At 56.7% G+C, this 26672-nt stretch carries 22 protein-coding genes, 1 pseudogene and 2 riboswitches; of the genes and pseudogenes, 14 read left to right on the top strand and 9 right to left on the bottom strand.

Annotated elements, in window-relative coordinates; all coding sequences use genetic code 11:
• Positions 1 to 8 precede the first annotated feature (8 nt).
• A complete protein-coding gene (locus tag G3578_RS08570; RefSeq protein WP_165211431.1) occupies positions 9 to 1589 on the top strand; it encodes a methyl-accepting chemotaxis protein in 1581 nt (526 codons plus the stop codon).
• Positions 1590 to 1699: 110 nt separating this feature from the next.
• On the opposite strand, the pseudogene G3578_RS08575 reads toward G3578_RS08570, so the two are convergent.
• Positions 1700 to 2274, bottom strand: a pseudogene (locus tag G3578_RS08575) (GNAT family N-acetyltransferase).
• Positions 2275 to 2594: 320 nt separating this feature from the next.
• Between G3578_RS08575 and G3578_RS08580 the strand changes: the two are divergent.
• The 6 genes from G3578_RS08580 to G3578_RS08605 all read left to right on the top strand — a co-directional run bounded on the left by G3578_RS08580 (position 2595) and on the right by G3578_RS08605 (position 9890).
• On the top strand, positions 2595 to 4034 hold the full coding sequence (locus tag G3578_RS08580; protein WP_165211434.1) for a PTS mannitol transporter subunit IIBC: 1440 nt from the start codon (positions 2595 to 2597) through the stop codon (positions 4032 to 4034).
• A gap of 67 nt (positions 4035 to 4101) precedes the next feature.
• On the top strand, positions 4102 to 6198 hold the full coding sequence (locus G3578_RS08585) for a BglG family transcription antiterminator (protein ID WP_165211438.1): 2097 nt from the start codon (positions 4102 to 4104) through the stop codon (positions 6196 to 6198).
• A gap of 2 nt (positions 6199 to 6200) precedes the next feature.
• A complete protein-coding gene (locus tag G3578_RS08590) occupies positions 6201 to 6638 on the top strand; it encodes a PTS mannitol transporter subunit IIA (RefSeq protein ID WP_165211441.1) in 438 nt (145 codons plus the stop codon).
• A gap of 2 nt (positions 6639 to 6640) precedes the next feature.
• Positions 6641 to 7795: a mannitol-1-phosphate 5-dehydrogenase gene (locus G3578_RS08595; protein WP_165211444.1), complete on the top strand. Its 1155-nt coding sequence runs from the start codon at positions 6641 to 6643 to the stop codon at positions 7793 to 7795.
• 279 nt (positions 7796 to 8074) lie between these two features.
• Positions 8075 to 8434, top strand: coding sequence for a Lin0512 family protein (locus G3578_RS08600; RefSeq protein WP_165211447.1), 360 nt, complete (start codon positions 8075 to 8077; stop codon positions 8432 to 8434).
• 157 nt (positions 8435 to 8591) lie between these two features.
• A complete protein-coding gene (locus G3578_RS08605; protein ID WP_165211450.1) occupies positions 8592 to 9890 on the top strand; it encodes a phytoene desaturase family protein in 1299 nt (432 codons plus the stop codon).
• Between the two features lie 66 nt (positions 9891 to 9956).
• Here the strand turns inward: G3578_RS08605 and G3578_RS08610 are convergent, their stop codons facing one another.
• From G3578_RS08610 to G3578_RS08625, 4 genes are read right to left on the bottom strand one after another with little or no spacing between them, the layout of a single operon-like run.
• Positions 9957 to 10484, bottom strand: coding sequence for a 1,2-dihydroxy-3-keto-5-methylthiopentene dioxygenase (locus G3578_RS08610; protein WP_165211453.1), 528 nt, complete (start codon positions 10482 to 10484; stop codon positions 9957 to 9959).
• Positions 10485 to 10509: 25 nt separating this feature from the next.
• On the bottom strand, positions 10510 to 11160 hold the full coding sequence (locus G3578_RS08615; RefSeq protein ID WP_165211456.1) for a methylthioribulose 1-phosphate dehydratase: 651 nt from the start codon (positions 11158 to 11160) through the stop codon (positions 10510 to 10512).
• Complete coding sequence (locus G3578_RS08620) at positions 11157 to 11834, bottom strand: 2-hydroxy-3-keto-5-methylthiopentenyl-1-phosphate phosphatase (protein WP_165211459.1); 678 nt, start codon at positions 11832 to 11834, stop codon at positions 11157 to 11159. Before G3578_RS08620 ends, G3578_RS08615 begins: the two co-directional genes overlap by 4 nt.
• Complete coding sequence (locus G3578_RS08625; protein ID WP_165211462.1) at positions 11831 to 13045, bottom strand: 2,3-diketo-5-methylthiopentyl-1-phosphate enolase; 1215 nt, start codon at positions 13043 to 13045, stop codon at positions 11831 to 11833. The genes G3578_RS08620 and G3578_RS08625 overlap by 4 nt, the downstream gene beginning before the upstream one ends.
• Before the next feature lie 76 nt (positions 13046 to 13121).
• Positions 13122 to 13250, bottom strand: a riboswitch (SAM riboswitch).
• A gap of 226 nt (positions 13251 to 13476) precedes the next feature.
• A riboswitch (SAM riboswitch) is annotated at positions 13477 to 13598 on the top strand.
• Positions 13599 to 13711: 113 nt separating this feature from the next.
• Here G3578_RS08625 and mtnK point away from each other — a divergent pair.
• Positions 13712 to 14941 carry an S-methyl-5-thioribose kinase gene (gene mtnK / locus G3578_RS08630; protein ID WP_165211465.1) on the top strand — a complete coding sequence of 410 codons (1230 nt, stop codon included), beginning with the start codon at positions 13712 to 13714 and terminating at the stop codon, positions 14939 to 14941.
• Entirely contained in the window at positions 14938 to 15978 is a 1041-nt protein-coding gene (gene mtnA, locus G3578_RS08635) for an S-methyl-5-thioribose-1-phosphate isomerase (protein ID WP_165211468.1), read from the top strand. Before mtnK ends, mtnA begins: the two co-directional genes overlap by 4 nt.
• 53 nt (positions 15979 to 16031) lie before the next feature.
• On the opposite strand, the gene G3578_RS08640 is transcribed toward mtnA, so the two are convergent.
• From G3578_RS08640 to G3578_RS08650, 3 genes are read right to left on the bottom strand one after another with little or no spacing between them, the layout of a single operon-like run.
• Positions 16032 to 16475, bottom strand: coding sequence for a MarR family winged helix-turn-helix transcriptional regulator (locus tag G3578_RS08640; RefSeq protein ID WP_165211471.1), 444 nt, complete (start codon positions 16473 to 16475; stop codon positions 16032 to 16034).
• Positions 16459 to 16917: an EVE domain-containing protein gene (locus G3578_RS08645; RefSeq protein WP_165211474.1), complete on the bottom strand. Its 459-nt coding sequence runs from the start codon at positions 16915 to 16917 to the stop codon at positions 16459 to 16461. Before G3578_RS08645 ends, G3578_RS08640 begins: the two co-directional genes overlap by 17 nt.
• Positions 16914 to 17360 (bottom strand): SRPBCC family protein, encoded by a 447-nt coding sequence (locus G3578_RS08650; protein WP_165211477.1) that lies wholly within the window; start codon positions 17358 to 17360, stop codon positions 16914 to 16916. Before G3578_RS08650 ends, G3578_RS08645 begins: the two co-directional genes overlap by 4 nt.
• Positions 17361 to 17564: 204 nt before the next feature.
• Between G3578_RS08650 and G3578_RS08655 the strand changes: the two genes are divergently transcribed.
• Positions 17565 to 18116 carry a GNAT family N-acetyltransferase gene (locus G3578_RS08655; RefSeq protein WP_165211480.1) on the top strand — a complete coding sequence of 184 codons (552 nt, stop codon included), beginning with the start codon at positions 17565 to 17567 and terminating at the stop codon, positions 18114 to 18116.
• 6 nt (positions 18117 to 18122) lie between these two features.
• Here the strand turns inward: G3578_RS08655 and G3578_RS08660 are convergent, their stop codons facing one another.
• The gene (locus G3578_RS08660; RefSeq protein WP_241254530.1) at positions 18123 to 19922 is read right to left on the bottom strand and encodes a sigma-54-dependent Fis family transcriptional regulator; all 1800 of its coding nucleotides are present in this window, start codon (positions 19920 to 19922) and stop codon (positions 18123 to 18125) included.
• A 296-nt stretch (positions 19923 to 20218) separates the two neighbouring features.
• Here G3578_RS08660 and G3578_RS08665 point away from each other — a divergent pair, with 296 nt between their 5' ends.
• The 4 genes from G3578_RS08665 (at position 20219) to G3578_RS08680 (ending at position 26623) form a co-directional block, all read left to right on the top strand.
• A complete protein-coding gene (locus G3578_RS08665; protein ID WP_165211486.1) occupies positions 20219 to 21721 on the top strand; it encodes an aldehyde dehydrogenase family protein in 1503 nt (500 codons plus the stop codon).
• A 25-nt stretch (positions 21722 to 21746) separates the two neighbouring features.
• Positions 21747 to 22760 carry an alcohol dehydrogenase AdhP gene (adhP, locus tag G3578_RS08670; protein ID WP_165211489.1) on the top strand — a complete coding sequence of 338 codons (1014 nt, stop codon included), beginning with the start codon at positions 21747 to 21749 and terminating at the stop codon, positions 22758 to 22760.
• 112 nt (positions 22761 to 22872) lie between these two features.
• A complete protein-coding gene (locus tag G3578_RS08675) occupies positions 22873 to 24621 on the top strand; it encodes an ABC transporter ATP-binding protein (protein WP_165211492.1) in 1749 nt (582 codons plus the stop codon).
• Between the two features lie 13 nt (positions 24622 to 24634).
• Positions 24635 to 26623 carry an ABC transporter ATP-binding protein gene (locus G3578_RS08680; protein WP_165211495.1) on the top strand — a complete coding sequence of 663 codons (1989 nt, stop codon included), beginning with the start codon at positions 24635 to 24637 and terminating at the stop codon, positions 26621 to 26623.
• Positions 26624 to 26672: the final 49 nt, after the last annotated feature.

Below are 26672 nucleotides of genomic sequence, written 5' to 3' on the forward strand. Positions count from 1 at the left end.
TAAAAGTCATGGTGGGGTGGAGAGACGAGAAGCGAATGAGGGGGGGAGCGGCTGCCGTGAACCATTCAAAGGTATTGCAGGAAAACATGGTGAATGTAAACCGGCTTCTGGTGAAAGTCAGCGGGATTGGGATCACGATTCTTTACGGCTTAAGCTTTGCGCTCAGCTATTTCGGGTTGATTGACATCGGTTTTGGGGATTTGTCGATTGCGACCGCCACGTCGTATTCGATTTATGCGGTGACGCTTCTGCTCTATCGCATCCCGCGTTTCCGCAGCCATTTTCATTACATTTTTCCGCTGGAACTGTATGTAACGGTCGCGATCGGGAACTACTGTTTCCACGCGCCGATTGCCACCTTTCCCATCTGGCTGCTCCCGATTATTTATGCGGGGCTGTATGCCCATCGCGGCTCGATGCTGCTTGTCACGCTTCTCGTCTTGTTCACAGCGCCGCTGGAAGCGTACTATACAGGGGGTGCATCGGTCAGCGACATTGCGATGGCGAGCGTCGCGATGCTGTTGATCGCCCTCCGGATGATTTCCCTGGTCGGAAGCTCCCGTGCCATCATCGCCAAGACGGAAGAAGAGATCCGGAAAAACGTGCGGCTGCAGCAGGAAAATGAGCGGTTGATGAAGGAAGTGGCAGATACGGCGGAAGAAGTGGGCCGGGTGGTGGCGCAGATGATGCAGGTGGCGCAGGAAACGCGGCTGGCGATGGCCCAGATTGCCAGCGGGGCGGATGAAATCATCGCGCGCAGCCATGCTTCCCAACAGGTGCTGCTGGATAACCAGGCCCAAGTGGAACAGCAGGTGGCCAACGCGGCTCATATCGGCGAGGCAGCGTCGCAGGTGGTCCTGCATACCGACCAGGTCCGGGCGCAGGCGGCCGCCGGAGAAGAGGTGGTCGGACGGATGGTCGCCGTCATTCGGACGATGGATGACCAGTCGCGGGAAACGGCGGAAAAAGTACGGCTGCTGACCGGTCATACCGAAGCGATCAATACGTTTAGCAATCAGATTGCGAATATTGCCAAAAATGTGACGGTTGTGGCGATCAATGCTTCGATTGAAGCGGCGCGGGCTGGTACGGCAGGGCGCACCTTCCAGGTGGTGGCCGAGCAGGTACAGGCGCTTGCCAGACAGACCTCGGAAGCGGCGGAAGCGATCGGCAGCCTGGCGGAACGGGTCAAAACGGATCTGCAGCAGGTGAACCGGACGATTGAGGAGAACTCCGCCGTGGTGCAAAACGGGGTGGACATCTCGGCGGACGCCCGGCAGAAGCTGCAGGCGATCAGCAAGGCGGTGGAGGAGATTCACCTCCTCCTGCAGGGCGTAGCGGGCGATGCGGCCGCCCAGCAGGCCTCCGCCAACCAACTGGCGGCCGGCATTTCCACCCTGCGCAGCAAGACGGAGGAGACCATGGCCAACATCGAAGTGGCGGCAGCCTCTACCGAAGAAACCGCCGCGATCATGGACGAATACGTGCAGGTGGTGGAGCGGCTGCGAGAGCGGGCGGCCGCCCTGCAGGAATTGATCGCCAGATTCGACGCCCATGCCGGGCAGCATGGTGGAAGGACGGAAAAATGAAGGCGTTTCGTATTGAGAGGTCAGCCGGAACATACCGGTTGACCTTTTTTCTTGAAAAGGGTTTGCCGTTTCGGGAGCGGCTGCAATCCCCGTTAGCTTAATAAATCCGTCTAATATTCGTAGCCCCTAACCTTCGAAAATACGTTTATATCCGCTAAATCACCTGATTCATCCAAGCTAACACGACGCAATGTTCCCTCAAATGTAAAACCAGCTCGCTCTGCAACCCGAATGCTAGCGGTGTTTCGGCTATCACAACGAATCTCAATACGGTTCGCTTCTAATTCACTAATTGCAAAGGATGTTAAACCGTTAACTGCTTCCGTCATTAGCCCCTCTCCAGTACGTGATGTCCTAAGCCAGTATCCAATTTCAAACTTGCGAACCTTCCAATCCAAACGGTGGAGTCCACTACTTCCTACAAACTCACCCGTAAACTTATCAATCAAGTGAAAAACTAAATCAGAACGCTCTAAAAAGTTAAGCCTAGCTTTCCGTACATATGCTTCTGATTCTTCAACCGAAAGGATGTTTTTTACAAAAGGTAACCATGGTCGCAACTCATTTACACTTTCACAAATAGCCTCGTTTACAAGAAGTCCGTCTCCCCATTGTGGAGCGCGAATTATTAGACGACAGTTTCAAATTCTTCTGGAAATGAAAGCAAAATGGGATTTCCGTTCACGGTTTAGCCCCCTTAAATATCCATAAATTTCCATAATAATATCATAATAAAACCTTTTTGATCAATAATTCAAAATGGGTATTGAGCAGTACTGCCCGTTACAGAGAAAAGCCCTGCTGGGCGGGCAGCGAAGCGGAGCAATGAAAACGGCCCCCTCTTTCACATGATCGCCCCCTCCATGCGCATATCTAATTTTGTCAACTGAACATGTGACGATGTTGCGTTTTCCTTTTGTTGTCCCCCTTTATGTAACCGCTTTATATTTATATCGTAACCGCATTCATACGTTTTTCGATCAATCGAAGGGGGAGGTATTACAAATGGCAGCGAACATGCAACAAAGTGCGGATTCTTCCGTTCGCGTCGGCGTCCAAAAGTTTGGCCGCTTTCTGAGCGGTATGGTAATGCCCAATATCGGGGCGTTTATCGCCTGGGGATTCATTACCGCCTTGTTTATCCCGACGGGCTGGATTCCCAATGAAAACCTTGCCAAGCTGGTAGGACCGATGATCACCTACCTGCTGCCGTTGCTGATCGGCTATACGGGCGGTAAAATGGTTCATGACACCAGGGGCGGGGTCGTCGGTGCCGCAGCCACCATGGGGGTTATCGTCGGCACGGATATTCCGATGTTCCTGGGAGCCATGATCATGGGACCGCTTGGCGGTTGGGTGATCAAGCAGTTTGACAAGGCCATCGAAGGAAAAGTCCGTTCCGGCTTCGAGATGCTTGTCAACAACTTCTCCGCCGGGATTATCGGCGGCCTGCTGACACTGCTGGCCTTTCTGGCAATCGGTCCTGTGGTAGCCGGACTCAGCAAGGCCCTTGCTGCCGGTGTGCAGGTGATCGTCAATGCCGGCTTGCTTCCGCTTGCCAGCATTTTCATCGAACCAGCCAAAATCTTGTTCCTGAACAACGCCATCAACCATGGCATCCTCAGCCCGCTGGGTGTGGAACAGGCGGCCAAAGCGGGCAAATCGATCTTCTTCATGCTGGAAGCCAATCCGGGCCCGGGGTTGGGAATCCTGCTGGCTTACTGGCTGGTTGGTAGAGGATCGGCCAAACAATCTGCGCCAGGTGCGGTGATCATTCACTTCCTGGGCGGGATTCACGAGATTTACTTCCCGTACATTCTGATGAACCCGCGTCTGGTATTGGCGGTCATGGCTGGCGGTATGACCGGCGTGTTCACCTTTAGTCTGTTTCATGCAGGGTTGGTTGCGCCTCCTTCGCCGGGCAGCATCTTTGCCTTCATCGCCATGGCACCCAAAGGCGGCCTGCTGCCGGTATTGGCTGGCGTGGTTACGGCTGCTGCGGTTTCCTTCTTCATTGCGGCTCTCCTGCTGAAAGCAAGCAAGCAGGATGCGGAAGAAGGCGATCTGGATAAGGCAACCGCCAAAATGAAGGAACTGAAGGGGACCCAAAACGTGGCGGCAGCGGTTCCCGCAACCGCAGAGGTTTCCGCAACGGCCGCAGCTCCTGCAAGGACAGTGAACAAAGTGGTCTTTGCCTGCGATGCCGGAATGGGGTCGAGCGCGATGGGTGCTTCCACCCTCCGCAAGAAGTTTAAAGATGCCGGACTGGACATTACCGTCATCAATACGGCCATCAACGAGATTCCGGATGATGCCGATGTCGTGGTCACGCACAAGAATCTGACAGAGCGCGCGAAGCAAAAAGCTCCTCATGCCGAACACATCTCCATTGAGAACTTTTTAAACAGCCCTGAGTATGATCGGCTTGTGCAGCGCCTAAAATAATGGGGACCAAACGCTAGTTTGCGGGCAAACTAGCGTCCATTCTTTTTTATCGTAAGGGGCTATGGCGATGCGTTTCTCTTCCAGACAAAAAATGATTCTTGCCAAACTGCTGCAGGAACCTCAAGGAATCACCGTCAGGGAGATTGCCGAAGAGATTGATGTAAGCACGCGGACGGTCCATCGCGAGCTGGATGAACTGGAGCCGGCGCTGGAAAGCTACCGGCTGCAGCTGATCAGGAAAATCGGCATCGGGGTTCGGCTTCAGGGAGAGGCGGCGGCCAAGGAGGCGCTGCGCCAGGATCTTGAGAAGGCGGCAGCGGATGATCTGACGCCGCATGAACGGAAAATCATCATCCTCTGTACCCTCCTGGAAGCGACCGAGCCCGTGAAGCTGCTTTCGCTCGCGCATGAGCTGAAGGTGACGACGGCAACCGTGAGTCACGATCTGGACGAATTGGAAGAGAAGATCAAGCAGTACGGTCTGCGTCTGGTCCGCAGAAGGGGATACGGCATCGAACTGCAGGGAAGCGAGACCGCCAAAAGGCTGGCGATCACCAGCCTGATTTCCGAAAATCTCAACGAATACGAGCTGATTGCGGCCCTCAAGGACTCTATTCATCAAAAGGCACAGCACCGAACCAATTCGGTGTCGGAACGGCTGCTGGGCCTTATTGAAAAAGAGAAGCTGCTGGTGGTCGAAAGCGCCCTGCATGATTTGAAGGACGACCTGCCTTATCCCCTGGCGGACAGTGCGTTTATCGGCCTGGTAATTCATCTTGCCCTCGCCATCGAACGGGTCGAAAAAGGGGAAAAGATCCATTTCCATCAGGAATACCTGCATCAACTCGCCGACACGCAGGAGTATCAGGTGGCGGAAAAATTGCTGCGCCGACTGGAGACCCTGTTTCAGATGGAGATCCCCAGGGAGGAAATCGGCTATATTACCATGCACCTGCGAGGGGCGAAGGTCAGGAATTCCTATCAGGATCACTATTTGTCCGACAATGTGGAGCTGATGTCCAAGGTCAAGCAGTTGATTGCATACTGCGGCAGCAAGCTGGGTGTTGATTTCGAACACGATCAGTCGCTGCGGCACGATCTGTTGACCCACATGGAGCCGGCCCTGTACCGGCTGATGCAGGGCATGCGGATCCGAAACCCGCTGCTGGATCAGATCAAAAGAAATTACCCCGACCTGTTCGCATTGCTGGCGGATGCCGTCCGGCAGGTATTTCCCGAACTGCACGTGCCGGAGGAGGAAGTCGGCTATCTGGCCATGCATTTTGGGGCCTCGTTGGAACGATTGCACCGGCAGCATGCCCGTTATGACGCGCTGATTGTATGTGCAACCGGCATTGGATCATCCAAAATCCTGGCCAGCCGGATCAAGAAAGAGATTCCCGAGATCGAAGGGCTGCGCAACGTCTCCCTGTTTGAGGTGAGCAGCGTTCCCAAGAGTGAATACGATCTCATCATCTCGACTGTGCAGCTTCCCTTTCACCAGGATGAATACATTTTGGTCAATCCATTGTTGACGAAAGAAGATATCGATCAGATAAAGGCTTTTCTGAAAGGGCTGGCGAGAAGGCAGTCTCTGCCCGCGGCCAGCAGGAACAAGCAGGCGGTTCGCACCTTTGAACAGCTGCGCTCCCTGCAGATTGTCCTGACGTTTGTTCTGGGGCTGCTGGAGCGGTTTGCCTATCGGCGCATTCGGCCTCCCATCGCCGGGCTGGAAGCTGCCTTGGATGAGATCTGCGGGGAAATCGAACAGCAGGGGATCATTACCGATCGGCAAGCGGTCGTCAAGCAGCTGCTGGATCGGGAAAAGATAGGCGGCTTGGGGATTCCCGGGACGCGGCTCGCGTTGTTTCACTGCCGCAGCGATCAGGTCCAGGATGCTTTTTTTGGCGTATTTGAGTTGCCTGAGAGCCTCCGGATCCGTTCCATGGAAAATGAGTGGATCGACGTCAAGACGATTCTGCTCCTGCTGGCGCCGAAGACGATGCCCAAAGAAGGCCTGGAAGTGCTGAGCGAGATCAGTTCGATCTTCATCGAGGATGAGGCGATTCGCTTGTTCAGCTCCGGCGAGGAAAAACGAATGCATGCTTATTTGGCAGAAACACTGAGAGACTATACGCACAACAGGATGAGAGTGGAGGAATAACCATGGCACAACACATCATTTCGACTGACAAAATCAAGCTGAACGCCGACGTGGCAAACAAGAGAGAAGCCATCGAGCTGGCCGGACAGCTGCTTGTGGAAAATGGCCATGTGGCACCTGACTATATCGGGAAAATGCTGGAGCGTGAAGAATTGCTGACGACCTACCTGGGCAATGGGGTAGCCATTCCGCATGGGACGAACGAATCGAAGCAGCTGATCAAATCCAGCGGCATTTCCATCGTGCAGGTTCCGAAAGGCGTTGATTTCGGCGACGGCAACATCGCGCATGTGATCATCGGCATCGCCGGCGTAGGCGATGAACATCTCGACATCCTCTCCAAAATTGCGGTTGTCTGCTCGGAGGAGGAGAACGTAAAAGAGATCGTGCAGGCCACCTCGGCCGAGCAGATTATCGCAATCCTCGAAAGGGGGGAATAACGATGCTGGCCGTTCATTTTGGAGCCGGGAACATTGGCAGAGGGTTTATCGGGCAGCTGCTGCATCAGGCAGGTTACGAGGTATGCTTTATCGATGTGAATAAAGACCTGGTCGATGAGATCAACCGTCAGAAAGCATATGTGATCCGTCTGGCGGAAGAAGGGGAAAAGACGATTACCGTAACAGGCATAGGGGCCATCCATGGGCAGGATGAAGAAGAAGTCGCCAAAGCCATCGCGCGGGCGGACCTGGTGACAACCGCCGTCGGCCCCCATATCCTGCGCCATATCGCACCGGTGATCGCGAAAGGAATTGCGCGGCGCGCTCAGGAGAATCAGCAACCTCTCAACGTGATCGCCTGTGAAAACATGATTGGCGGCAGCACGCAGTTGAAGTCGCATGTTTTTGCACTGCTCTCCGACCGGGAGCAGGAATGGGCGGAGCGTCTGGTCGGATTCCCGGATGCTGCTGTCGATCGCATCGTCCCGCTACAAAAGCATGAGGACCCGCTCATGGTGACGGTGGAGCCGTATCATGAATGGGTGGTGAATCGGGCGCAGATCAAGGGAGACGTACCGGCGATTGACGGCGTCACCTTTGTGGACGACCTGACCCCTTATATCGAAAGAAAACTGTTTACCGTCAATACGGGGCATGCGATGATTGCCTACCTGGGCTATGTGCGGGGCTACGAAACCATCGCGCAGGCGATCCGGGACGAATCTGTCTATTGGGCGGCCCGGGGGGCATTGGAAGAGTCGGGTGCCATGCTCGTCGCCAAACACGGTTTTGATCACACCGAGCATGAGCACTATATTCAAAAAATCCTGAGCCGCTTTGAAAATCCATATATATCGGACGAAGTGACACGCGTCGGGAGATCCCCGCTGCGCAAGCTGTCCCCGGATGACCGGTTGGTCGGCCCCGCCCGACAGGCGCTTGCGTACCACATACAGCCGACACATCTGGCGATGGGGATTGCGGCCGCGCTGCAATTTGACTATCCGGAAGATCAGGAGGCCCGGGAATTGGCCGCCAGCATCCGGGATCAAGGGATCGAACACACCATCACCACCTATATGGGAATTCCCCAGGACTCGCCGCTGTTTGGCCTGATCATGAACCAGTGGAAGGACCTGCAATCGAATAAAGGATAACGTGGGATAAACGCAAGCCAGCCGATTCCGGGAGAAGAACGGCTGGCTTGCTTTGTCACAGAAGAAAGTTCTTTATCGAGCTTAAGCGACGAAGTAAGGTTGGGGCCCCCGCCGACACCAGCAAGAGACCCCATTCGGCAAAGCATCGCTATCGCCGAGTGGGTGGAGCGTTCGCTTGAGTCGGCGGGGTTTTGTCCGGCTGCTGTATCAACATGATCGGTGCTGTGAAACATGGTAAGATGGAGTGGCAACCACGTGCAAGGGAGAGTGTGAGCAGGGATGGACAAGGTCATGTTTATCGAAATCGGCATGGGAATCGATCTTCATGGACAAGATGTGACGAAGGCGGCGGTCAGGGCCGTGCAAAACGCGATCCATCATAACTCGATGCCTGGCTTACGGTCGGTACTTCCTGGCAACGACATCCGGAACATGAAAGTGCATGTCAGGCTGGCCGTGCCGGCAGACAAGGAGAAGCTGGACCTGGATGCCGTGAAAGCGGTGCTGCCTTACGGTCAGGTATCGTTTGAGGTGATCGATGGAGGCATGCTGACCACGAGCGGTGTTGTACTGGCAGACAAGGAAGACAAAAACGACCTGGTCTATGTCGTGATCGCAGCGGTGGAAGTGGGATACTGATCGATACTGATCCGACCGGTGTGTGGAGGCCTGCTGCGGCAGGCCCAATCACTTGTATGTAATTATATACCGGGTACATTAATGATCTTGATTCATGAAAAGAATTGAGATATTCTTTTTCTTTAGGGAAACTACCAAATGAGGAAAGGATACTCCTATGACTGCTCAACAACATCGCTTTGACATCGTCATCGTTGGAGGAGGGCTGGCCGGTTTATCGGCGGCCGCGTACCTGTCACACAAGGGAAAAAAGGTTGCCGTCCTGGAGCGCGGGGTATTGGGAGGCAGGGCCGTTACGCTGCCCATCAAAGGCTTTCATTTTAACTTTGGGGCCCATGCGATTTATGGGCGCGATACTTCCATGCTGCGCTACTTTGAAAAAGAACTGGGGCTCTCCATCGATTGGCGGGATTTCCAGCCAAGCAAGGCGAAATACGATTTGGGAGACGAAGTGACGGATGTGCCCGCCAACATACAGGGATTGTTCCGCACGAAACTGCTGATGGGGCTTGACAAGGTCTCCTTCACGTTCAACATTCTCAAAACCATGCTGAAACTGGAGACGGGTCATCCGCACCTGTCCATCCAGAAGTGGCTGGAGAAAAAGGAAGTGGCCGAAGATGTGCGTGAAATGATGCTGACGCTGGCATCTTCCAACTTCTTTACCAAGGAACCGGAAAACATTCCGTCCGATGTATTTTTCCGCTACTACTCCCGGCTGTTCCTCACCAATAAGCCGGTGGCCTATATCGGGGGCGGCTGGCAGGCCTTGATCCAGGAATTTGTCCGGGTCATTGAAGAACACGGCGGCGCGATCTTTACCAAAACCAAGGTGGAACGCGTCTCCTTTGAGAACGACCGGATCACGGCGGTTCACGCGGGGGAAGAGAGCTTTTCCGCCAAGCAGTTTATCATGTGCATACCGCCGAAGGAGCTGGACAAGGTCATGCAGGGCTCCAAAGTGGAAGGGATTGTGAAGCATTACGCCAAATACGATCCCACCTATGTGATGGTGTACGATATCGGGCTGAAAAGGCGGATCGAGAGCCCATATACCTACATCTACGACAAGCAAAACAACATGTTTATCACGGATATTTCCTATTATGATACCAGCTGCACACCCGAGGGCGGACAGCTGCTGCAGGCGACGGCTTATCTTCGCCAGGAAGACATGGGAAACAAGGACGTGCTGGAAGCCTGCAAGGAAAAAATGGAGCAGCTGTACGACAAGCATTTTCCGGGCTGGCGGGAGGAACTGGTTGTCCCTCGGATATCGCAGCGCGCGGTGGTGCAGGAGATCAAGTGGACGATGCATCAGCAGGCCATGCCGATTTTCTTCCCCGAATACCGCAACCTGTTTTTTGCGGGAGACTGGTGCCAGGGGCAGGGGCAGCTGTCGGAGCTCTCCTTCTCCAGCGCGTTTGCCGCTTGCGACATGATCCTGCAGCACTAGCAAAGAAAATGGATAGAGAAACAGCCCGAACGCTGTTTGCTCTATCCATTTTTTTGCCTAAAGGAGTTATTGGTTCACGGGTTCATAAATCGCTTCCCAGCCGGCCGGGGTGACGAACAGGCGGATCGCCTTGATCTTCCGGTCGTCCATCAGCGTGAAATAGTGGCGGTAGTAGGACGGTACGGAGATCAGATCGCCCGGCTCCAGCTCCACGTCGAAGTAGCGGCCATCTTTCCCCTTGATGGCGAAGATGCCGTGGCCGTCCACGCAGAAGCGGCATTCGTCGTCCGTATGGTGATGCTCGTGGTCAAACTTTTTCAGCAGCGCATCCAGGTTGGGGGTGTTTTCGGACAGTACGACGATGTCAGCGGTGATATAGCCGCGGCGGGCGCTGATGTCGTCGATTTCCGGCCTGAACGCCTCGATGATCTGCTGTTTTTCCTCGTCGGTCAGGTTGTAGTTGTTCCGGAGATTGTCATCCAGACGGTCTACCCCCCAGTGCTCGTAGATGACTTCCTGCGAGTTCAGGAATGCCTCCACTTCCTCCTTGCCGGTGATGTACTCATTCGTGTCGTGAAAACGTACTTTTGCCATTTTTCATCCCATCCTTTCTGAATGATTAAGATATGGTAGGCACCGCGGCGTGGCGCAGCTGCAGCCAACGCAGGTGATACTCGAACAAAAATTCAAAAGACTCCAGATGGCGCTTCGCTTCGAAATCGTTCGCCCCCCAGGCGTAAATGCCGTGGTTCCGGATCAGGACGCCGGGGATCTCCGGCGTAATCACCTTGCCGATGGCGTCTGCCAGCTTGGGGATGTCGGCATAGTTCTCCACGATGGGCACCGAGATGCGGGCGTTTTCCTCCCAGATGCCCAGCCCCTTGATCAGCTCCTGCCCCTGGATGGTAAAGGCCCGCTGGCCGAAGTAAAGCTCGGAGATCAGGTTGTTGCCGAGGGTGTGCACATGGAAGCAGGCGCCGGCCTGGGGGATGCGTTTGTACACCACCGCGTGAATCAGGGTCTCCGCGGAAGGCTTCAGTGCGGTCGGCTCCACCGGTTTGGCGTCGCCGTCCACGATCAGATAATCTTCGGGAGTGAGCTTTGTTTTATCCTTGCCGCTCGCCGTGACGGCAAACAGCAGCGGATCGTCGGCCAGCTTGATCGACAGGTTGCCGCTGGTGCCGGGGAACCAGTCCCGTTTGGCAAAGGCGAGCTTCACCTCGTCCAGGCGTTTGAATGCGTCGATGCGCTTCTCCAATGTAGGCGTCATCGGGTTTCTACCTCCAGTCCGGCGTGCAGGGAGTCCAGGATCGCGATCACATCGTGGAATGTGGCAAACGGTTTGTACGGCAGCCCCAGCTCCGCGCATTTTTTCTCCAGGAAGGAGCGGGCGATGACGAAGTCTGCGATCTTGGCCCCTGCCAGATCCGTGATGCTGTCGCCGATGACGACGCGGAAGCAGGTGTCCGGATCGTAACGGCGGATAATGGTGGTTTTGCACATGCCGCAGTCGTTGTGGCAGTGCTCGTCGCAGGCGTGCGGCCAGGTGATCGTGATGGTCTCGCCGCTGAAATCGCTGCCGTTGCAGTAGATGGGGCCGCGCAGATTGAACGGCGCGAGGATGGGATCGACGAAGAAGTCGATGCCGCCGCTGGTGATCAACAGTTCGATCCCCCGCTCGTCGCAAAAGCGGACGAACTCGGCAAACCCGGGGCGAATCCTGGCTTCCTGCACGATAAATCGCGTGATCTCGTCTTTCAGCGCAGAGGGGAGCAGGGAGAACAGTTTGCCCACGCCTTCGCGGACGCTGATCTTCTGCCCGAGAATCTGTTCCGTGAGGGCTTCCCACTCGGGCGGAGCGAACCTGCGCATGATGGCGACGATGTTGTCTTTTTCCGTGATGGTGCCGTCGAAGTCGCAGAAGAGGACCAGCTTCCTGCTCACCGTCCGCCACCCCACTTGGCCAGGGCTGCGGCGAGCGGTTCGGAACTCTCCGCTGCTTCCGCGAGCGGCTTGCCGGCAACCGCTGCGGCGATCGCCGCGACGAACGCCTGCCCGCCGGCGGCCGCGCCGCCCGGATGGCCGTGGATTCCTCCGCCCGCATTTACCACCTGATCATTGCCAAAGTCGGCGTACAGCTGCGGCACCAGACCGGGATGAATGCCTGCGGACGGCACCGGGAACGAGCGTTTCAGCCCGATGTCGGTCGACGTCAGATTGCCGGCCAACTGCAGGGCCTCGGCCTTCTCCATCGCCACACTGCCGTAGGGGGAAGGGAAGAGAACCAGGTCCGCACCGGCGAGGCGCGTCAGCTTGCCCAACAGCAGCGGCGCGGCGATGCCGTAATCCGGCGAGGGATAGAAAGCGCCCGCCAGCGCCGGATGGGCCATTAACGGCACCGTGACATCGGGATCGGCCGCGAGCCGGTGCAGGGCATCGAACCCGTACGCCAGCACATTGAACAACAGGCAGTCGGCACCGGCTTCCACCGCCCGTTTCGCCCGGTCGTTCAGCTCGTGGACGGGGCCGGTCAAATTGGCGGCGTAGAGCACCGGTTTACCGGTCTTCTCCTGGGTTTCCCGGGCGATCTGCCTGAACGCCCTGATCCGCTCCAGAAACGGCGCCCGATCATCCGCAAAGAAAATTTCGTCATCTTTAACCAGATCGACACCGCCCTCCGCCTGGGCGCGGAACTGCGTTTTCAGATCATCGAAGGGAAGACCGAGGCATGCTTTGAAGATGCTCATCAGCAGGGGACGGTCAAATACCCCCAGGCGCTCCCGGATGCCGTCGATCCCGTATTTGGGGCCGGGAAAGGCTGTGAAAAACGAGGGAGGGAACTGAATGTCAACCAGTTTGATCCTGCCGTCCATGGAAAGCTTGCCGAAGACGCCGGTCAACAGCGACGGAATATCCGGCGTGAAGTTGCGCACCGGGTAGCTGACGGTGATCAGGCCGCGCGTTTCCCCGTTCCCCAGCTGTTCCAACGGTTCCGCCTTGACCGCTTCGCCCAGGTAAGGGCGCAGTTCCGCCTGCTTGGCGGCCGGCAGATCGGTCCAGGAGCCTACGGTCATGCCGACGGCGATGGCTTCCGCTTTTTTGGAAAGGTCTTTTGCTTGCGTCAGATAGGTAACGGTAATGCGTTCTTCGCTCATGCCCAACAGGCCTCCTTGCCAAGTAAAAAAGCCTCCCTGCGAGAAGGAGGCGCTGCGCTGCTTGCTGTCAGTTCTCCTCTCATCTCTCAGCCAACCACCCGTCAAGTGATCGCTGCAGGATTTAGCACCGTTTCGTCATCCGTATCGGATCACGCCGGTTGCCGGGCATCATCGGGCCAGTCCCTCAGCCATCTCGCGATAAGAGTATGTGTTTCGTTTCGATATGAAGCTCACTGCATTGCGTTACCCCCATCATATGACGTCCCCAAATGGGAAGTCAACCCCGATTTTCACCGGGAAACACTTTGGGCGCAAAAAGGGTGTTGACAGCCGTCTGCCAGGAATGTATGATTCAAACTAACATGAGCACCCGAACGGCAGACCCTGGTACGCTGCCGTTCGGGTCCCGGAAAAACCGCATAAGCTTGGATACCTTATCCAGAGAAGGTGGAGGGACTGGCCCGATGAAACCCGGCAACCGACACGCGCTACCGGCAGGAGCGCTGTGCACGGTGCTAATTCCTGCAGAAACAAAAGTTCTGGAAGATAAGGGGGAGACAAAGCGCAAGCGCGTAAGAGACGACCTCTTTTCTTCAACGGAAAAGAGGTCTTTTTGATTTTCCACATCCAACATTTGCAACCGATGCAAGAGGGGAGATAGAGAGCATGGCGTATCGTGCATTAACGGAGCAAGAGGCGGTCGCGTACGTGAAAGGCATTCCCGATCTGTTCGACCAGGGAGCGGAGCTGACGAGTCGCGAGATCGGGGACGGCAACCTGAACCTGGTGTTTCATATCCGGGAGGAAGCAACGGGGAAAAGCGTCATCGTCAAGCAGGCCCTGCCTTATGCCCGCGTTGTGGGGGAATCCTGGCCGCTGACGGTCGACCGGGCGCGGATCGAAAGCGAGGCGCTGCGCCTGCAAGCCAAATTTGTGCCCGATCTGGTGCCGAAGGTATACGCCTTCGACGGGGAACTGGCCCTGACCGTGATGGAGGACGTCAGCGACCACGTCCTGATGCGCAAGGGACTGATCCAGGGCAACCGGTATCCGCTGTTCGCCAAGCAGATCGGCCGGTTCCTGGCCCATACGCTCTTTTTCACATCCGATCTAGGCGCCCATCCCTATGAGAAAAAAGCGCTGGTCGGAAAATTCATTAATCCGGAATTGTGCAAAATTACGGAAGATCTCGTCTTTACCGATCCTTACGAGGATGCGCCGACCAACAACTTCAACCCGCTGATTCGTCCGCAGGTGGAGGAGATCTGGCGGCATGCCGCGCTGAAGCGGGAGATCGCCGAGCTGAAATACGGCTTTTTGACACGGGCCGAAGCGCTGCTGCACGGCGACCTGCATACAGGCAGCATCTTTGTCACCGAGACCAGCACCAAGGTGATCGATCCGGAGTTTGCGTACTACGGGCCGATCGGGTTCGACATCGGGGCCGTGATCGCCAACCTGCTGCTGAACTACGCCGGTCAGCACGGCCTGAAGCCCGATCCCGAGGATCGCGCATCGTACCGGAACTACCTGCTGGAGACGGTGGAAAACGTATGGAACGAATTCGTCTCCCAGTTCGTGCAGCTGTGGCACAAGCAGGCGAAAGAGCGGAGTGCCCATGTCGAAGGCTTCTGGCAGTCGTATGTGAACAGGCTGCTCGCCGATGCCGCCGGCTATGCCGGATGCAAGATCCTGCGCCGCGTCATCGGGCTGGCCGGTGTCGCCGATCTGAACAGCATCGCGGATGAGCGGGTGCGGGCGGAAGCGGAGCGTCTGGCGCTGGCAATCGGGCAGGCCCTGATTCTGGAGCGCAGAACGCTCAGCGAAGCGGCTGACATCACTGAGATCGTGCGCCGGGAGACGGCACGCTTTTATCAGGAGGCAACAACGGTATGACAACCACGACCCGTCTGACTCCCGTGAAGTGGGACGAGGACAGACTGCTGCTATTGAATCAAACCCTGCTGCCGACAGAGACGGTTTATCTGTCCCTCACCAGCATCGAGGAGGTCTGGGCGGCGATTCGTCATCTACAGGTGCGCGGCGCCCCCGCGATCGGGATGGCGGCGGCCTATGGCCTGTATCTCGGAATCCGGGACAGCAGGGAAGAGACGTTTGAATCCTTTTGGGGACAAGTGGCGGAGCGGGCGGCATATCTGGCCACCGCCCGTCCGACGGCCGTCAACCTTTTCTGGGCGCTGGACCGCCTGAAGGAGCGGGTGCGGCAGGAGGCAGGCAAGTCGGTGGCGGAGATCAAGGCGGCGGTGCTCGCCGAAGCGCTGGCCATCCAGCGGGAAGACGAAGAGGTATGCCGCCGCATCGGCGAGCATCTGCTAACCCTCCTGCATGACGGGATGGGGGTATTGACCCACTGCAATCCCGGCGCGCTGGCGACGGCGGCTTATGGGACGGCGACCGCCCCGTTCTATCTGGCGAAGGAGCGCGGATGGAACCTGAAGGTGTACGCGGATGAAACCCGGCCGGTGCTGCAGGGAGCGCGCCTGACGGCATATGAACTGCAGCAGGCGGGCATCGATGTGACGCTGATCTGCGACAACATGGCGGCCATGGTCATGGCCCAGGGAAAGGTGCAGGCCGTGATCGTCGGCACCGACCGGGTGGCGGCCAACGGGGACGTCGCCAACAAGATCGGCACCTACGGCGTAGCCGTACTGGCGCATGCGCACGGGATTCCGTTTTATGTCGCGGCCCCGCTCTCTTCCATCGACCTGGAAACGCCGACGGGTGCGGAGATTCCGATTGAAGAACGTCCCGCGGAGGAGATTACCCGCGGCTTCGGCAAACAGACGGCTCCGGAGGGGATCAAGGTGTACAATCCGGCGTTTGACGTCACCCCCGCCCGTTTGATTACGGCCATCGTGACGGAAACCGGCATTTACAAGCCGGAAGAGATCGCGCAGGCGAAAAAATAACGAGCGACACAGCGAAACGTCCGTTTTCCCGGGGGAAGACGGACGTTTCCGCATCATTCATCAACCAGCCGGTTCAGCAATCGAACAAACCGGGGTAGTTCATTTTCCAGCTTGGAGAAGAAGGCGAGGTCGGCTTCCTCCACGATCTTCACCGCTTGGGAAACAATGCGTTCCCCTTGGGTGGTCAGGGTAATGAGGTTGGCTCGCGTGTCTTTCGGATGGGGGGTTCGCTTGATATAGTTTTTCTTCTCCAGCGTGCGCAGCACCTGGGAGGTCATCATCACGTCCACTTTGGCGTGCTGGGCCAACTGGACCTGGGTAACGCCCATTCTCTCGTTCTGGCCACTGAGCCACCAGCACGAAGCCAGCAGTACAAACTGAACATGGGTGAGATCCACACGCTGCAAAGCATGCCGAATATGCTTCTGCCAGGTATTCGTCACCTGCCAAAGCAGAAAACCGGGACTTTCACTTGGTTTGTCAAAAATCGAGTCCATACATTCCTCCAACGTCAATCCCCATGGCCTGTGAGATGATTAAGAAGTCATCCCGATCAATTTCAAAGTGCCCCGTGCGAAAGCGGTATCCCCAATGCGGATTCCCCTTGGTGAAGCTGAGGCGGTCCAACAAGTTCCGGATCGGAACCTCCTTACATGCATAATAATCGATGTTGCGGCGAAAGGGAATGAACGATGCGCTCATGGGGAACTCGTACACGTCATGATCCCGAACTCTCCCAATCGCGGTAAATGCCTGCAAAGGTTGGCCGGAGTGAAGATCCGTTTTGGGGGAATAGTAGATGAGCCAATCTCCCGGTTTCATGCGCTTCAAGGGAGCGGCCTTCCCATGGCACAACTGGGCAAAGCCGCCTTCCACGCCCTTTCGGACATGAGATTTCGAAACGACGCCGATCCAGAAACGAACGCCATCGGAGTTCACATCGTTCCCCTGCCTGTCCGTTCCATTTGTTGAGCCATCGCTGCAAGTGCCGCAACGGCATGAGGAAGGCCGTGGGCAATCCCTTCGCCGATCTGCGGGCCGAGCGCCTCGGCGTTTGCCCCGGAAATCAGCACCGTGTGCGTCACGCGTGTACCGTTTTCCAGCGGCTCCAGCTCATGTGTGAACGTTATCGTAATCCCGGCTCCGGGAATGGCCGTTACATCCGAAAAACGCTGCAGCGGCTTTACCTCCGCAATGACAAATTCCAGGGCATCCTGTCCTTTCGGCTGCAACATGCCTTTTGTTCCCTCTTTGAATTCTCCAAAAAGTTCAGCGTTCTCAATGCCTTCATCCCATTGTTGCCACGTATGGACGTCTTGATAAAGCTTCCAAATGGTTTCCGCTTTGGCCGCTGTCGTTACGCTGTGTGCAAATTTCCACATGCCGCATCGCTCCATTCATCATTTTATATTTGTGCTTATAATAAGTGTATTTATAATATGTGTCAAGATAACATGCGCCGGTGGCGAAATGGACATCCGCATCCTTGCGTCTGACCCCGACTTCCGGATTCACGCTTGCGCAAACAGGGGGGAGGTGCTACAGTACGGGAAATACGTTATTTCCATATTGAGGGAGGGGTGGAAATGGAGTACATCAGCTTCGCCGCCGACGCTTATCTGAAGGTGCTGGACAGATCCGACGCCCGGGCCATGTACAGCCTGACAAACCGCAACCGGAGCTACCTGCGGCAATGGCTTCCCTGGGTGGATGGCGTCACGTGTCTGGAAGATAGCGCCCGCTTTATCGACATCACGATCCAGCAGCGTCACAGACAGCAGGGGATCCACTGCGGCATCTGGTACAAGGGGGAACTGGCCGGCGTCCTGGGCGTTCACGCCATCAACTGGCCGAACCGGCGCACCGCCATCGGATACTGGCTCGGGGAGGAGTTTCAGGGACGGGGATTGATGACGAGAGCGGTGGCCGCCTATCTGGACAACCTGGTGTTCGGCCGCTGGCAGCTTAACCGGGTGGAGATCGCCGCCGCCACGGAAAACCGGAAAAGCAGGGCCATTCCCGAGCGGCTGGGTTTCCGGTTGGAGGGCATCCTGCGCTGCAACGAATTTCTCTACGACCACTACGTCGACCATGCCGTGTACGGGCTGCTCGCGTCAGAATGGCGCACGAACGGCTAGCACATCCTACGTGATTTTTTTGATTTTCCGATACAGGGTATTGCGGCCGATCCCCAGCATCCGGGCCGCCTGCGCAATATTTCCATCCGCTGCCTTCAGGGCAGCAAGAATCGTTTCATGTTCAACCGCTTCGAGAGAATGAGACGCTTTCTCGCCATTTTTGGCGAGGCTGTTCAGAATATAGGGAGGGAAGTGGCGGATCCCGATGCACTCTCCCTGAGACAGAAAAGCTGCTTGCCTCAAGGCGGCGATCAATTCCCGCACATTGCCCGGCCATTCATACTGTTCAATTAATTTTTTGGCTTCCTGGGAGAGAGACAGCGCCACGCCCCCCAACTCCTTCGCCACCGTTTCAAGCAGATGCTCGGCCAACACCAGACGATCGTTCCGTTTGCGCAGGGGCGGCAGCACGATATTGATCCCCTGCAGACGATAAAACAGGTCCGCCCGAAACCGGCCTTCCTGCACTTCCTGCCATAAATCCTTGTGGGTGGCGGCAATAATCCGCACATCCACCTGGATCGGTCGGACACCGCCGACCCGGGTCAAGGTGAATTCTTGCAGCACGCGCAGGAGAGCAACCTGTACATCGGGGGGCATCTCCGCGATTTCATCGAGAAACAGGGTTCCGCCGTTGGCCATCTCGATCTTTCCGGGATGGCCGGTTTGCTTTGCTCCCGTGAAGGCGCCCGCTTCGTATCCGAACAGTTCACTTTCCATCAAGCTTCGGGCAATCGCTCCGCAATTGAGTGCGACAAAAGGCCTGCCGGATCGGGGGCTTGCCGCATGAATCGCTTGGCTGACCATCTCCTTGCCGGTTCCGCTTTCCCCGGTGATCAGGATGCTGTACTCGGTTGCGGCCGCCCTTTTCGCCAGCTGAAGGGCGGTCTGGAAATCGGGATCGCTGCCGAAAATATCGGCAAACGTATATTTGATCGAGCTGTTCCCGCTTGTTTGCGCTGGTTTTGCCGCTTTTTTGGCGCTGTCTTCACGGTAGGCGATGAGCGGAGGACGAGTATCCATCAGCAGCGATCCTACCAATTTGCTTGTCCGGTCATGCGCCTTACAGATAACATGCACCTCCTGGGAAGAACAGCTGCCCGACCTTTGCAGCAGCAGTTCGGCACCGGTGATCAGCTCGGAAAGCGGCCTTCCCGCCAGCTTTGCAGCATGCAGATGGAACAAGGAGCGGGCTTCCCGGTTGGCTCCGGTAATAACCCCTTCTTCATTGACGGCCAGCAGCGCAGGATGGCGGTTATCCTGTTCCGGATACAGCGCGAGAACCACCTGCCGGTCAGGACGGTTGATCAGCAGCCAATCCTCGACGTTGCGCGCCATCACATCGATCATGGCCAGCACGGAGGGGTGATATTCCTTGTGGTATCCGCTTATGTCCAGAACCGCGAGCAGGTCGCCGGAGGGGTCGAAAATGGGCGAGGCTGCACAGAACAGAAAGCGGTTCTCCTCGCAATAATGATCCGTCCCCAAGACGGCCAGCGGCTGCTTCTCGGCGATGACCGTACCGATTGCGTTTGTTCCCTTTACCTGTTCGGCCCAGCATGCCCCTTTGGATAAATGCACTTTTTGGGCATCGCTGACAAACGCAGGGTCCCCCATGTTTTCCAGAATGTACCCGGACGAATCGGAGACGAGCACCATGGAATGGGAGGTTTTCAACCAGCCGTACAACCGTTCCAGGGTCGGGGTGATGCTGTGCAAAAACTGCCGCCGCTCTTTTCGGTACCGTTCCAGTTCCGCAGCTTCCAGAATGGCTTCTTCCGATTTTGCCGGATTGACCCCGTACATTCTGCTCCGTTCCCAAGACAGTTTCAATGAAGGATTGATGGGTGCCAACATATCCATCACCTCTGTCAAAATATTCCTACTATTACCTTAACATACTTGTTCTCCTGATGGGGGGAGAAAAATATGCAGCCAGTGAGGTTGTTCCAAAATGGAACGCGCCCGTGCCGTTATGGAACACGAAAAGGAGAGAGAGGAGAAAAAAAGCAGGTTTCTGTAAGCGGTTTCAGCTTGGCACGGTTATTGCTTTTTTCTGGCAGGTGAAAGTCACATTTTAATCCAGAATGGGGGGAGTTGTCATGAAAACAGATACTGCTGTTGAACTTGATCCACGCGTCCAGTCCTTTCTTGAAAGCGGTATCCAAAAATTATTCATTGGAGGTGAATTTGTCGAATCAATCTCGGGAAAAACGTTTGACAGCCTGAATCCCGCGACAGGCGAAGTGCTGGCGCACGTCTATGAAGCGGACCAACCGGATGTGGAACGGGCCGTGCAAGCGGCTGAGCGGGCGCTGGCGGGTCCCTGGTCGAAGCTGACGGCAAGCGAACGCGGACGGCTGCTCTGGAAGCTGGCGGACCTCATGGAGGAACATGCCGAAGCGCTGGCGCAGCTGGATACCCTCGACAACGGCAAGCCGATTCGCGAGACGCGCAGTGCCGATGTGCCGCTGGCGATTGACCATTTCCGCTATTATGCCGGATGGGCAACCAAGATTCATGGCGAAGTGATTGAAAATTCGGTAAGCAATCACATGTTCACGTATACCCGCCGCGAACCGGTGGGTGTCGTCGGCCAGATTATTCCATGGAATTTTCCACTGCTGATGGCGGCCTGGAAGCTGGGGGCCGCTCTGGCAACCGGTAATGCGGTCGTGATGAAAACGGCCGAGCAAACACCGCTTACCGCCTTGTACCTGGCCCGCTTGATCCGGGAGGCCGGGTTCCCAGATGGCGTCGTCAACATTTTGTCAGGCTTCGGTCCGACGGCGGGTGCGGCCATTGTCAAACACCCGCGGATTCGGAAAGTAGCGTTTACCGGTTCCACGGAAGTCGGCAAAACCATCATGAGGGAAGCGGCTGATAACCTGAAACGGGTTTCCCTGGAACTTGGCGGAAAATCGCCCAATATCATCTTCCCGGATGCCGATTTCTCGAAAGCCATTCCCGGCGCCTTGATGGGGATTTTCTTCAATCAGGGGCAGGTATGTTGTGCCGGTTCACGTTTGTTTGTGCATAAAAAAGTGTACGACAACTTCCTGTCCGACATGAGCAGTTTCGCCGCGAAGATCAAACAGGGACCGGGGCTGGACGAATCGACGGAAATCGGGCCGCTGGTATCAGAGGAACAGTTTAACCGGGTCTCCTATTATCTCGAAAAAGGAAAGGAAGAAGGGGCCGTTCCCCTCACCGGCGGAGAACCGCTTTCCGGTCCGGGGTACTTTGTGCCGCCTACGATCTTCACCAACGTGCGGGATGGCATGACGATCAGCAAGGAGGAGATCTTTGGGCCGGTTGTGGCAGCCCTCCCGTTTGACGATGAGGAACAGATCGCCGATGTCATCCGCCGCGCCAACGACAGCGAATACGGGCTGGCTGCCGGTGTATGGACGTCTGATGTGCGCAAGGCTCATCGGGTCGCGCATGCCCTGGAAGTGGGGACCGTATGGGTAAACTGCTACAATGCGTTTGACGCCGCCGTTCCGTTTGGCGGTTACAAGCAATCCGGATTCGGACGCGAAATGGGAAGCTACGCGCTGGAACTGTATACCCAGGTAAAAGCCGTTTGGATGAATCTCGATTAATATATTAGATAGGAGTGTTTGGTAGATGAAAGCAGCGGTTGTCAATCAATTCCATCAGGAGCTGAAAATCACGGAGGTACCTGTTCCTGAAATCGGATATGGCGAGGTGCTGGTAAAGATTAAAGCGTGCGGCGTGTGTCACACCGATCTGCATGCTGCGCACGGGGACTGGCCGGTCAAGCCGAAGCTCCCGTTGATCCCCGGCCACGAAGGGGTGGGCGTCGTCCATGCAGTCGGCGAGGGTGTAACCTCGCTGAAAGTGGGGGATCGCGTTGGCATTCCCTGGCTGTACTCCGCTTGCGGCGAATGCGAGTATTGCTTGACGGGATGGGAAACGCTGTGCAAGAGCCAGCTGAACGCCGGGTACTCCGTGGACGGCGGATATGCCGAGTATTGCAAGGCACCTGCCGCTTATGTGGCCAAAATTCCCGACAACCTCAGCTTTGAAGAGGCAGCCCCCATCTTTTGCGCCGGTGTGACCACCTACAAGGCGTTAAAGGTGACGGAGGCGAAACCGGGGGATTGGGTCGCGATATACGGCATCGGTGGACTGGGGCACGTGGCGCTTCAATATGCAAAAGCGATGGGATTCAATGTGATTGCCGTCGATATCCAGGATGAGAAGCTGAAGCTGGCCAAAGAGTTGGGCGCTGATCTTACCGTAAACAGCAGGGCTGCCGACCCGGTTCAGGAGATTGCGGAGAAGGTCGGAGGGGCTCATGCGGCCGTAAGCGTAGCCGTAACCAAGAAGGCGTTCGAACAAGCTTATCGTTCTGTAAGGCGCGGCGGAACCCTGGTCGTGGTTGGTCTCCCCAATGACGAACTGCCCATTCCGATTTTTGACACGGTGTTGAATGGCGTGACGGTGCGAGGCTCCATCGTCGGTTCCCGCAAAGACTTGCAGGAAGCGCTGGATTTTGCGGCACGGGGCAAGGTGAAAACCATCATCGAGACCCAGCCCCTGGAAAAGATCAACGAGGTCTTCAGCCGCATGGAAAAAGGGCAAATTAACGGCCGGGTTGTCTTGACACTGGAGTAGAGGCGCGTTTGAGATTCAATTGACAAAAAAATGCAGGTCATTTACAATTCGTGGGAAAAGGGTTGCGTTTGACGCATCCCTTTCTTTTGTTGTCGGAATTGGGGTGAGTAGCATGCAGACCTTGCTGCAATTATCGTGGTTCTTCCGCACGTACTGGAAACGATATGCGTTGGGCGTTGCCTTCCTGTTTCTGATTGACGTGCTGATGCTGTGGCCGCCGCGGCTGATCGGGGAAACGGTCGACCGGATCCGCAACGGATCGTTGACGTCAGCCGGTCTGAGCGCTACGGTTTTCATTCTGCTCGGGCTGGGCCTTGTGCTGTACCTGATGCGCTTTTTGTGGCGGTATTTGCTGTTTGGCGGTTCGCTGATTCTGGAACGGACGCTGCGGCAGCGGCTGTTCGCCCACCTGACGCGGTTGACGCCATCGTTTTACCACCGCCATCGCACCGGGGACTTGATGGCGATTGCCACCAACGACATTCCGGCGATTGAACAGACAGCGAGCGTTGGTGTTTTGACCTTGGTCGATTCTTTGTTTATGACGCTTCTGACGCTGTCGATGATGATGGTGACGATCGATTGGCGCTTGACGCTCGCCGCCCTGGTCCCGATGCCGTTTCTTGCCTGGGCCACCGCTTACTACGGCAGGCTTCTGCACGAACGGTTTTACCTGGCTCAGCAAGCGTTCGGGACGATGAACGATCATGTCCAGCAGTCCATCTCCGGCGTGCGGGTGCTGCGCGCGTTTGTCCAGGAAGAGAAGGACGTGGAAGCGTTCCGGCGGGTCAGCGAGGAGACCCTGGAGCGCAACGTCAGCGTTTCCCGCATCGACGCGCTGTTTGAGCCGACCATTGCCGTCATCATCGGCTTCAGTTTCCTGATCGGGTTGGGTTATGGCACGTATCTCGTGTTTCACAGCGATATTTCTCTCGGGGATCTGGTTGCCTTCCATCTCTATCTGGGGCTGTTGATCTGGCCGATGTTTGCGTTCGGCTGGTTGATGAACATTTTGCAGCGAGGCAGCGCTTCCCATAAACGGCTGCAAGAGCTGTTCGCCGAGCGTCCCGATGTGGCCGATGCGGCGGAGCCGGTCACAGAGTTGCCCTCCAGCACGGTGGAGGCCCGCCGGTTTACGTTTACGTATCCCGGTGCGGAAAAACCGGCGTTGACGGACATCACCTTTTTCCTGCGGGAAGGGGAGACGCTGGGCATTGTCGGACGTACGGGGAGCGGAAAATCCACCCTTTGCCGCGCGCTGCTGCATCTGTACCCGGTAGAACCTGACGCGCTGTATATCTCCGGCGTCCCGATGGAAAAGATCGCGTTATCCGCGCTGCGGCAAAAAATTGCCTACGTGCCGCAGGAACATCTGTTATTTTCCCGCACGATTGAAGCCAACGTGGTATTCGGCAAACCCGGCGCTTCCCGGGAAGAGGTGCTGAAGGCCTTGGAACAGGCGGAGATGGGCAGCGATTTGTCGCAGTTTGCCGCAGGGGTGGAGACAATGGTGGGGGAGAAAGGCGTGACCCTTTCCGGGGGACAAAAACAGCGGATCTCCATTGCGCGGGCCCTGCTGCTCGATGCCGACATCCTGATCCTCGACGACAGTCTTTCCGCCGTCGACGCCCGCACGGAGGAACGAATCCTGCACCATCTGCGGGAGCAGCGAGCGGGCAAGACGACGATTATTACGGCCCATCGTCTGTCTGCCGTCCAGCATGCCCAGATGATTCTGGTGCTGGACGAGGGACGGATCGTGGAGCGGGGGACCCACGAGGAATTGATGGAGCGAAACGGCTGGTACGCGGAGCAGTACCGTCGTCAGAAAATGGAACAAATCGTGGCCGGTGAGGCATAGAGAGGAGAGAAACATGAGCGGGCAAAGCGTTTGGCGCCGGCTGGCGGGCTTCGCCATGCCGTTTCGCCGGCATATTTTGGGCGCGCTGCTGCTGTTGCTGCTGGGCACCAGTGCCGAACTGGCCGGTCCTTTTGTGGCCAAAATCATGATCGATAACCATATTCTCGCCATTCAGCAAAAGTGGTACCGGTTTGATCACCAACCGGTCGATCAGGAGGCACAGCCTGTCGGCGTAGCGATTGACGATGCCTATTACGTGCGGGAGGATTGGCTGCCTGCACTGGCCCCGACGGAGGATGCGGGCAAGGCAAAAGTCGTGCAAATCGTCATGGAAGGCACGGTTTATAAGGTGGAGGACCGACAGCTGACCAAGGATCAGGTATTCGCGCTTTACAGCCGCGACGTGGTGCCGATCCTTGTCCTGACAGCCGGTTACGCCGTGCTGATTCTGCTCAGCGCCGGATTTAACTACATCCAGCTGATCACCCTGCAAACCATTGCGCAGCGCATCATCCAGCGCATGCGGATGAAGTTGTTTACCCATCTGCAAAAGCTGCCGATCAGCTTCTTTGACAGAACGCCTGTCGGCCAGCTGGTCTCCCGGGTGAGCAACGATACGGAAGCGATTCGCGAACTGTACGTCAGCGTGCTCGCGACGTTTGTCCAAAACGGCATCTACCTGATCGGCATTCTCGTTGCGTTATTTGTCATGCAGCCGGAACTGGCCCTGTTCTGCTGTCTGACGGTACCGCTGATCGCCGTGCTGATTGTCACCTACCGGTACTACAGCTCGCGCTACTACGCGATGATCCGCAGCCGTTTGAGCGACATGAACGCCACGATCAACGAGATGATCCAGAATATGACGGTCGTGCAGGCGTTTCGCCGCGAAGAAGGGGTGCAGCAGGAATTTGCCAGAGTGAACGACGAGTACTTCAAGATCCGCCTGAAGGAAAACAACCTGGAGTCGCTCCTGCTGCGGCCGGCGGTGGACCTGATCTGGAAGATCTCCCTGACCGTGATTGTCTGGTACTTCGGCTCCCGCTCGTTCCACAGCGCCATTTCCTTTGGAGCGCTGTTCGCCTTCGTGGACTACATGGGGCGATTCTTTGAGCCGATCAACATGATCATGAACCGCCTTGCCCAACTTCAACAGGCGGTGACGTCTGCAAAGCGGGTGTTTGACATTCTTGACACACCTGCCGACGCAGCGGAGGGAGGGCGGCACGCCATTCCCAGGCCCAAGGGAGAGGTGGCTTTCGAAAATGTGTCGTTTGCCTATCACGGTGACGAGTACGTATTGAAAAACGTCTCTTTCACAGCCAAGCCGGGACAGACCGTCGCGCTCGTCGGCCACACCGGGTCGGGGAAAAGCTCGCTGATGAACCTGCTGCTTGGCTTCTATCCGGTCACCAAGGGGCGCATCACCATCGACGGCATCGATATGGCCGACATCGCCCCCCGCGCCCTTCGCCGCCACGTCGGGCTGGTGCTGCAGGATCCGTTTCTGTTTACCGGCACCGTCGGCTTCAATATCCGGCTTTACAATGACGCCGTCAGCGATGAAAAGGTCGTCGAAGCAGCCGCTGCCGTCAAGGCGGATGATTTCATCCGGCAGCTGCCGGGCGGGTATGAGGAGCAGGTGGTGGAGCGCGGTTCCACGCTTTCGGCTGGTCAGCGGCAGCTGATCTCCTTCGCGCGGGCACTTGCGGCCGATCCGGCCATTCTGATCCTGGATGAGGCGACGGCCAGCATCGACAGCGAGACGGAATCGGCCATCCAGGAGGCCCTGCAGGTGCTGGCAAGGGGACGGACGACGTTTATCATCGCGCACCGGCTCTCCACGATTCAGCATGCGGACCTGATTCTGGTCCTCTCCCGCGGGGAAGTGGTGGAGCGGGGGACCCATGAGGAATTGATGAACCTGGGCGGCGTTTACCAGAAAATGTACCTGCTGCAGCAGGGGGAGGCTTTTGCGGATGCGCTTTCCTCTCCTCATTGACAGGATCGGCTGCCGGGAGAGGACCGGAGCTGCCCGCTCAGACAAAGGA

Source organism: Brevibacillus sp. SYP-B805 (genome assembly GCF_011059135.1).
Lineage (GTDB): Bacteria > Bacillota > Bacilli > Brevibacillales > Brevibacillaceae > Brevibacillus_F.

Coding starts and splice junctions, on each gene's coding strand:
- G3578_RS08570 (WP_165211431.1), top strand. CDS start 9: ATGGTGGGGTGGAGAGACGAGAAGCGAATGAGGGGGGGAGCGGCTGCC.
- G3578_RS08580 (WP_165211434.1), top strand. CDS start 2,595: ATGGCAGCGAACATGCAACAAAGTGCGGATTCTTCCGTTCGCGTCGGC.
- G3578_RS08585 (WP_165211438.1), top strand. CDS start 4,102: ATGCGTTTCTCTTCCAGACAAAAAATGATTCTTGCCAAACTGCTGCAG.
- G3578_RS08590 (WP_165211441.1), top strand. CDS start 6,201: ATGGCACAACACATCATTTCGACTGACAAAATCAAGCTGAACGCCGAC.
- G3578_RS08595 (WP_165211444.1), top strand. CDS start 6,641: ATGCTGGCCGTTCATTTTGGAGCCGGGAACATTGGCAGAGGGTTTATC.
- G3578_RS08600 (WP_165211447.1), top strand. CDS start 8,075: ATGGACAAGGTCATGTTTATCGAAATCGGCATGGGAATCGATCTTCAT.
- G3578_RS08605 (WP_165211450.1), top strand. CDS start 8,592: ATGACTGCTCAACAACATCGCTTTGACATCGTCATCGTTGGAGGAGGG.
- G3578_RS08610 (WP_165211453.1), bottom strand. CDS start 10,484: ATGGCAAAAGTACGTTTTCACGACACGAATGAGTACATCACCGGCAAG.
- G3578_RS08615 (WP_165211456.1), bottom strand. CDS start 11,160: ATGACGCCTACATTGGAGAAGCGCATCGACGCATTCAAACGCCTGGAC.
- G3578_RS08625 (WP_165211462.1), bottom strand. CDS start 13,045: ATGAGCGAAGAACGCATTACCGTTACCTATCTGACGCAAGCAAAAGAC.
- mtnK (WP_165211465.1), top strand. CDS start 13,712: ATGGCGTATCGTGCATTAACGGAGCAAGAGGCGGTCGCGTACGTGAAA.
- mtnA (WP_165211468.1), top strand. CDS start 14,938: ATGACAACCACGACCCGTCTGACTCCCGTGAAGTGGGACGAGGACAGA.
- G3578_RS08640 (WP_165211471.1), bottom strand. CDS start 16,475: ATGGACTCGATTTTTGACAAACCAAGTGAAAGTCCCGGTTTTCTGCTT.
- G3578_RS08650 (WP_165211477.1), bottom strand. CDS start 17,360: ATGTGGAAATTTGCACACAGCGTAACGACAGCGGCCAAAGCGGAAACC.
- G3578_RS08655 (WP_165211480.1), top strand. CDS start 17,565: ATGGAGTACATCAGCTTCGCCGCCGACGCTTATCTGAAGGTGCTGGAC.
- G3578_RS08660 (WP_241254530.1), bottom strand. CDS start 19,922: ATGTACGGGGTCAATCCGGCAAAATCGGAAGAAGCCATTCTGGAAGCT.
- G3578_RS08665 (WP_165211486.1), top strand. CDS start 20,219: ATGAAAACAGATACTGCTGTTGAACTTGATCCACGCGTCCAGTCCTTT.
- adhP (WP_165211489.1), top strand. CDS start 21,747: ATGAAAGCAGCGGTTGTCAATCAATTCCATCAGGAGCTGAAAATCACG.
- G3578_RS08675 (WP_165211492.1), top strand. CDS start 22,873: ATGCAGACCTTGCTGCAATTATCGTGGTTCTTCCGCACGTACTGGAAA.
- G3578_RS08680 (WP_165211495.1), top strand. CDS start 24,635: ATGAGCGGGCAAAGCGTTTGGCGCCGGCTGGCGGGCTTCGCCATGCCG.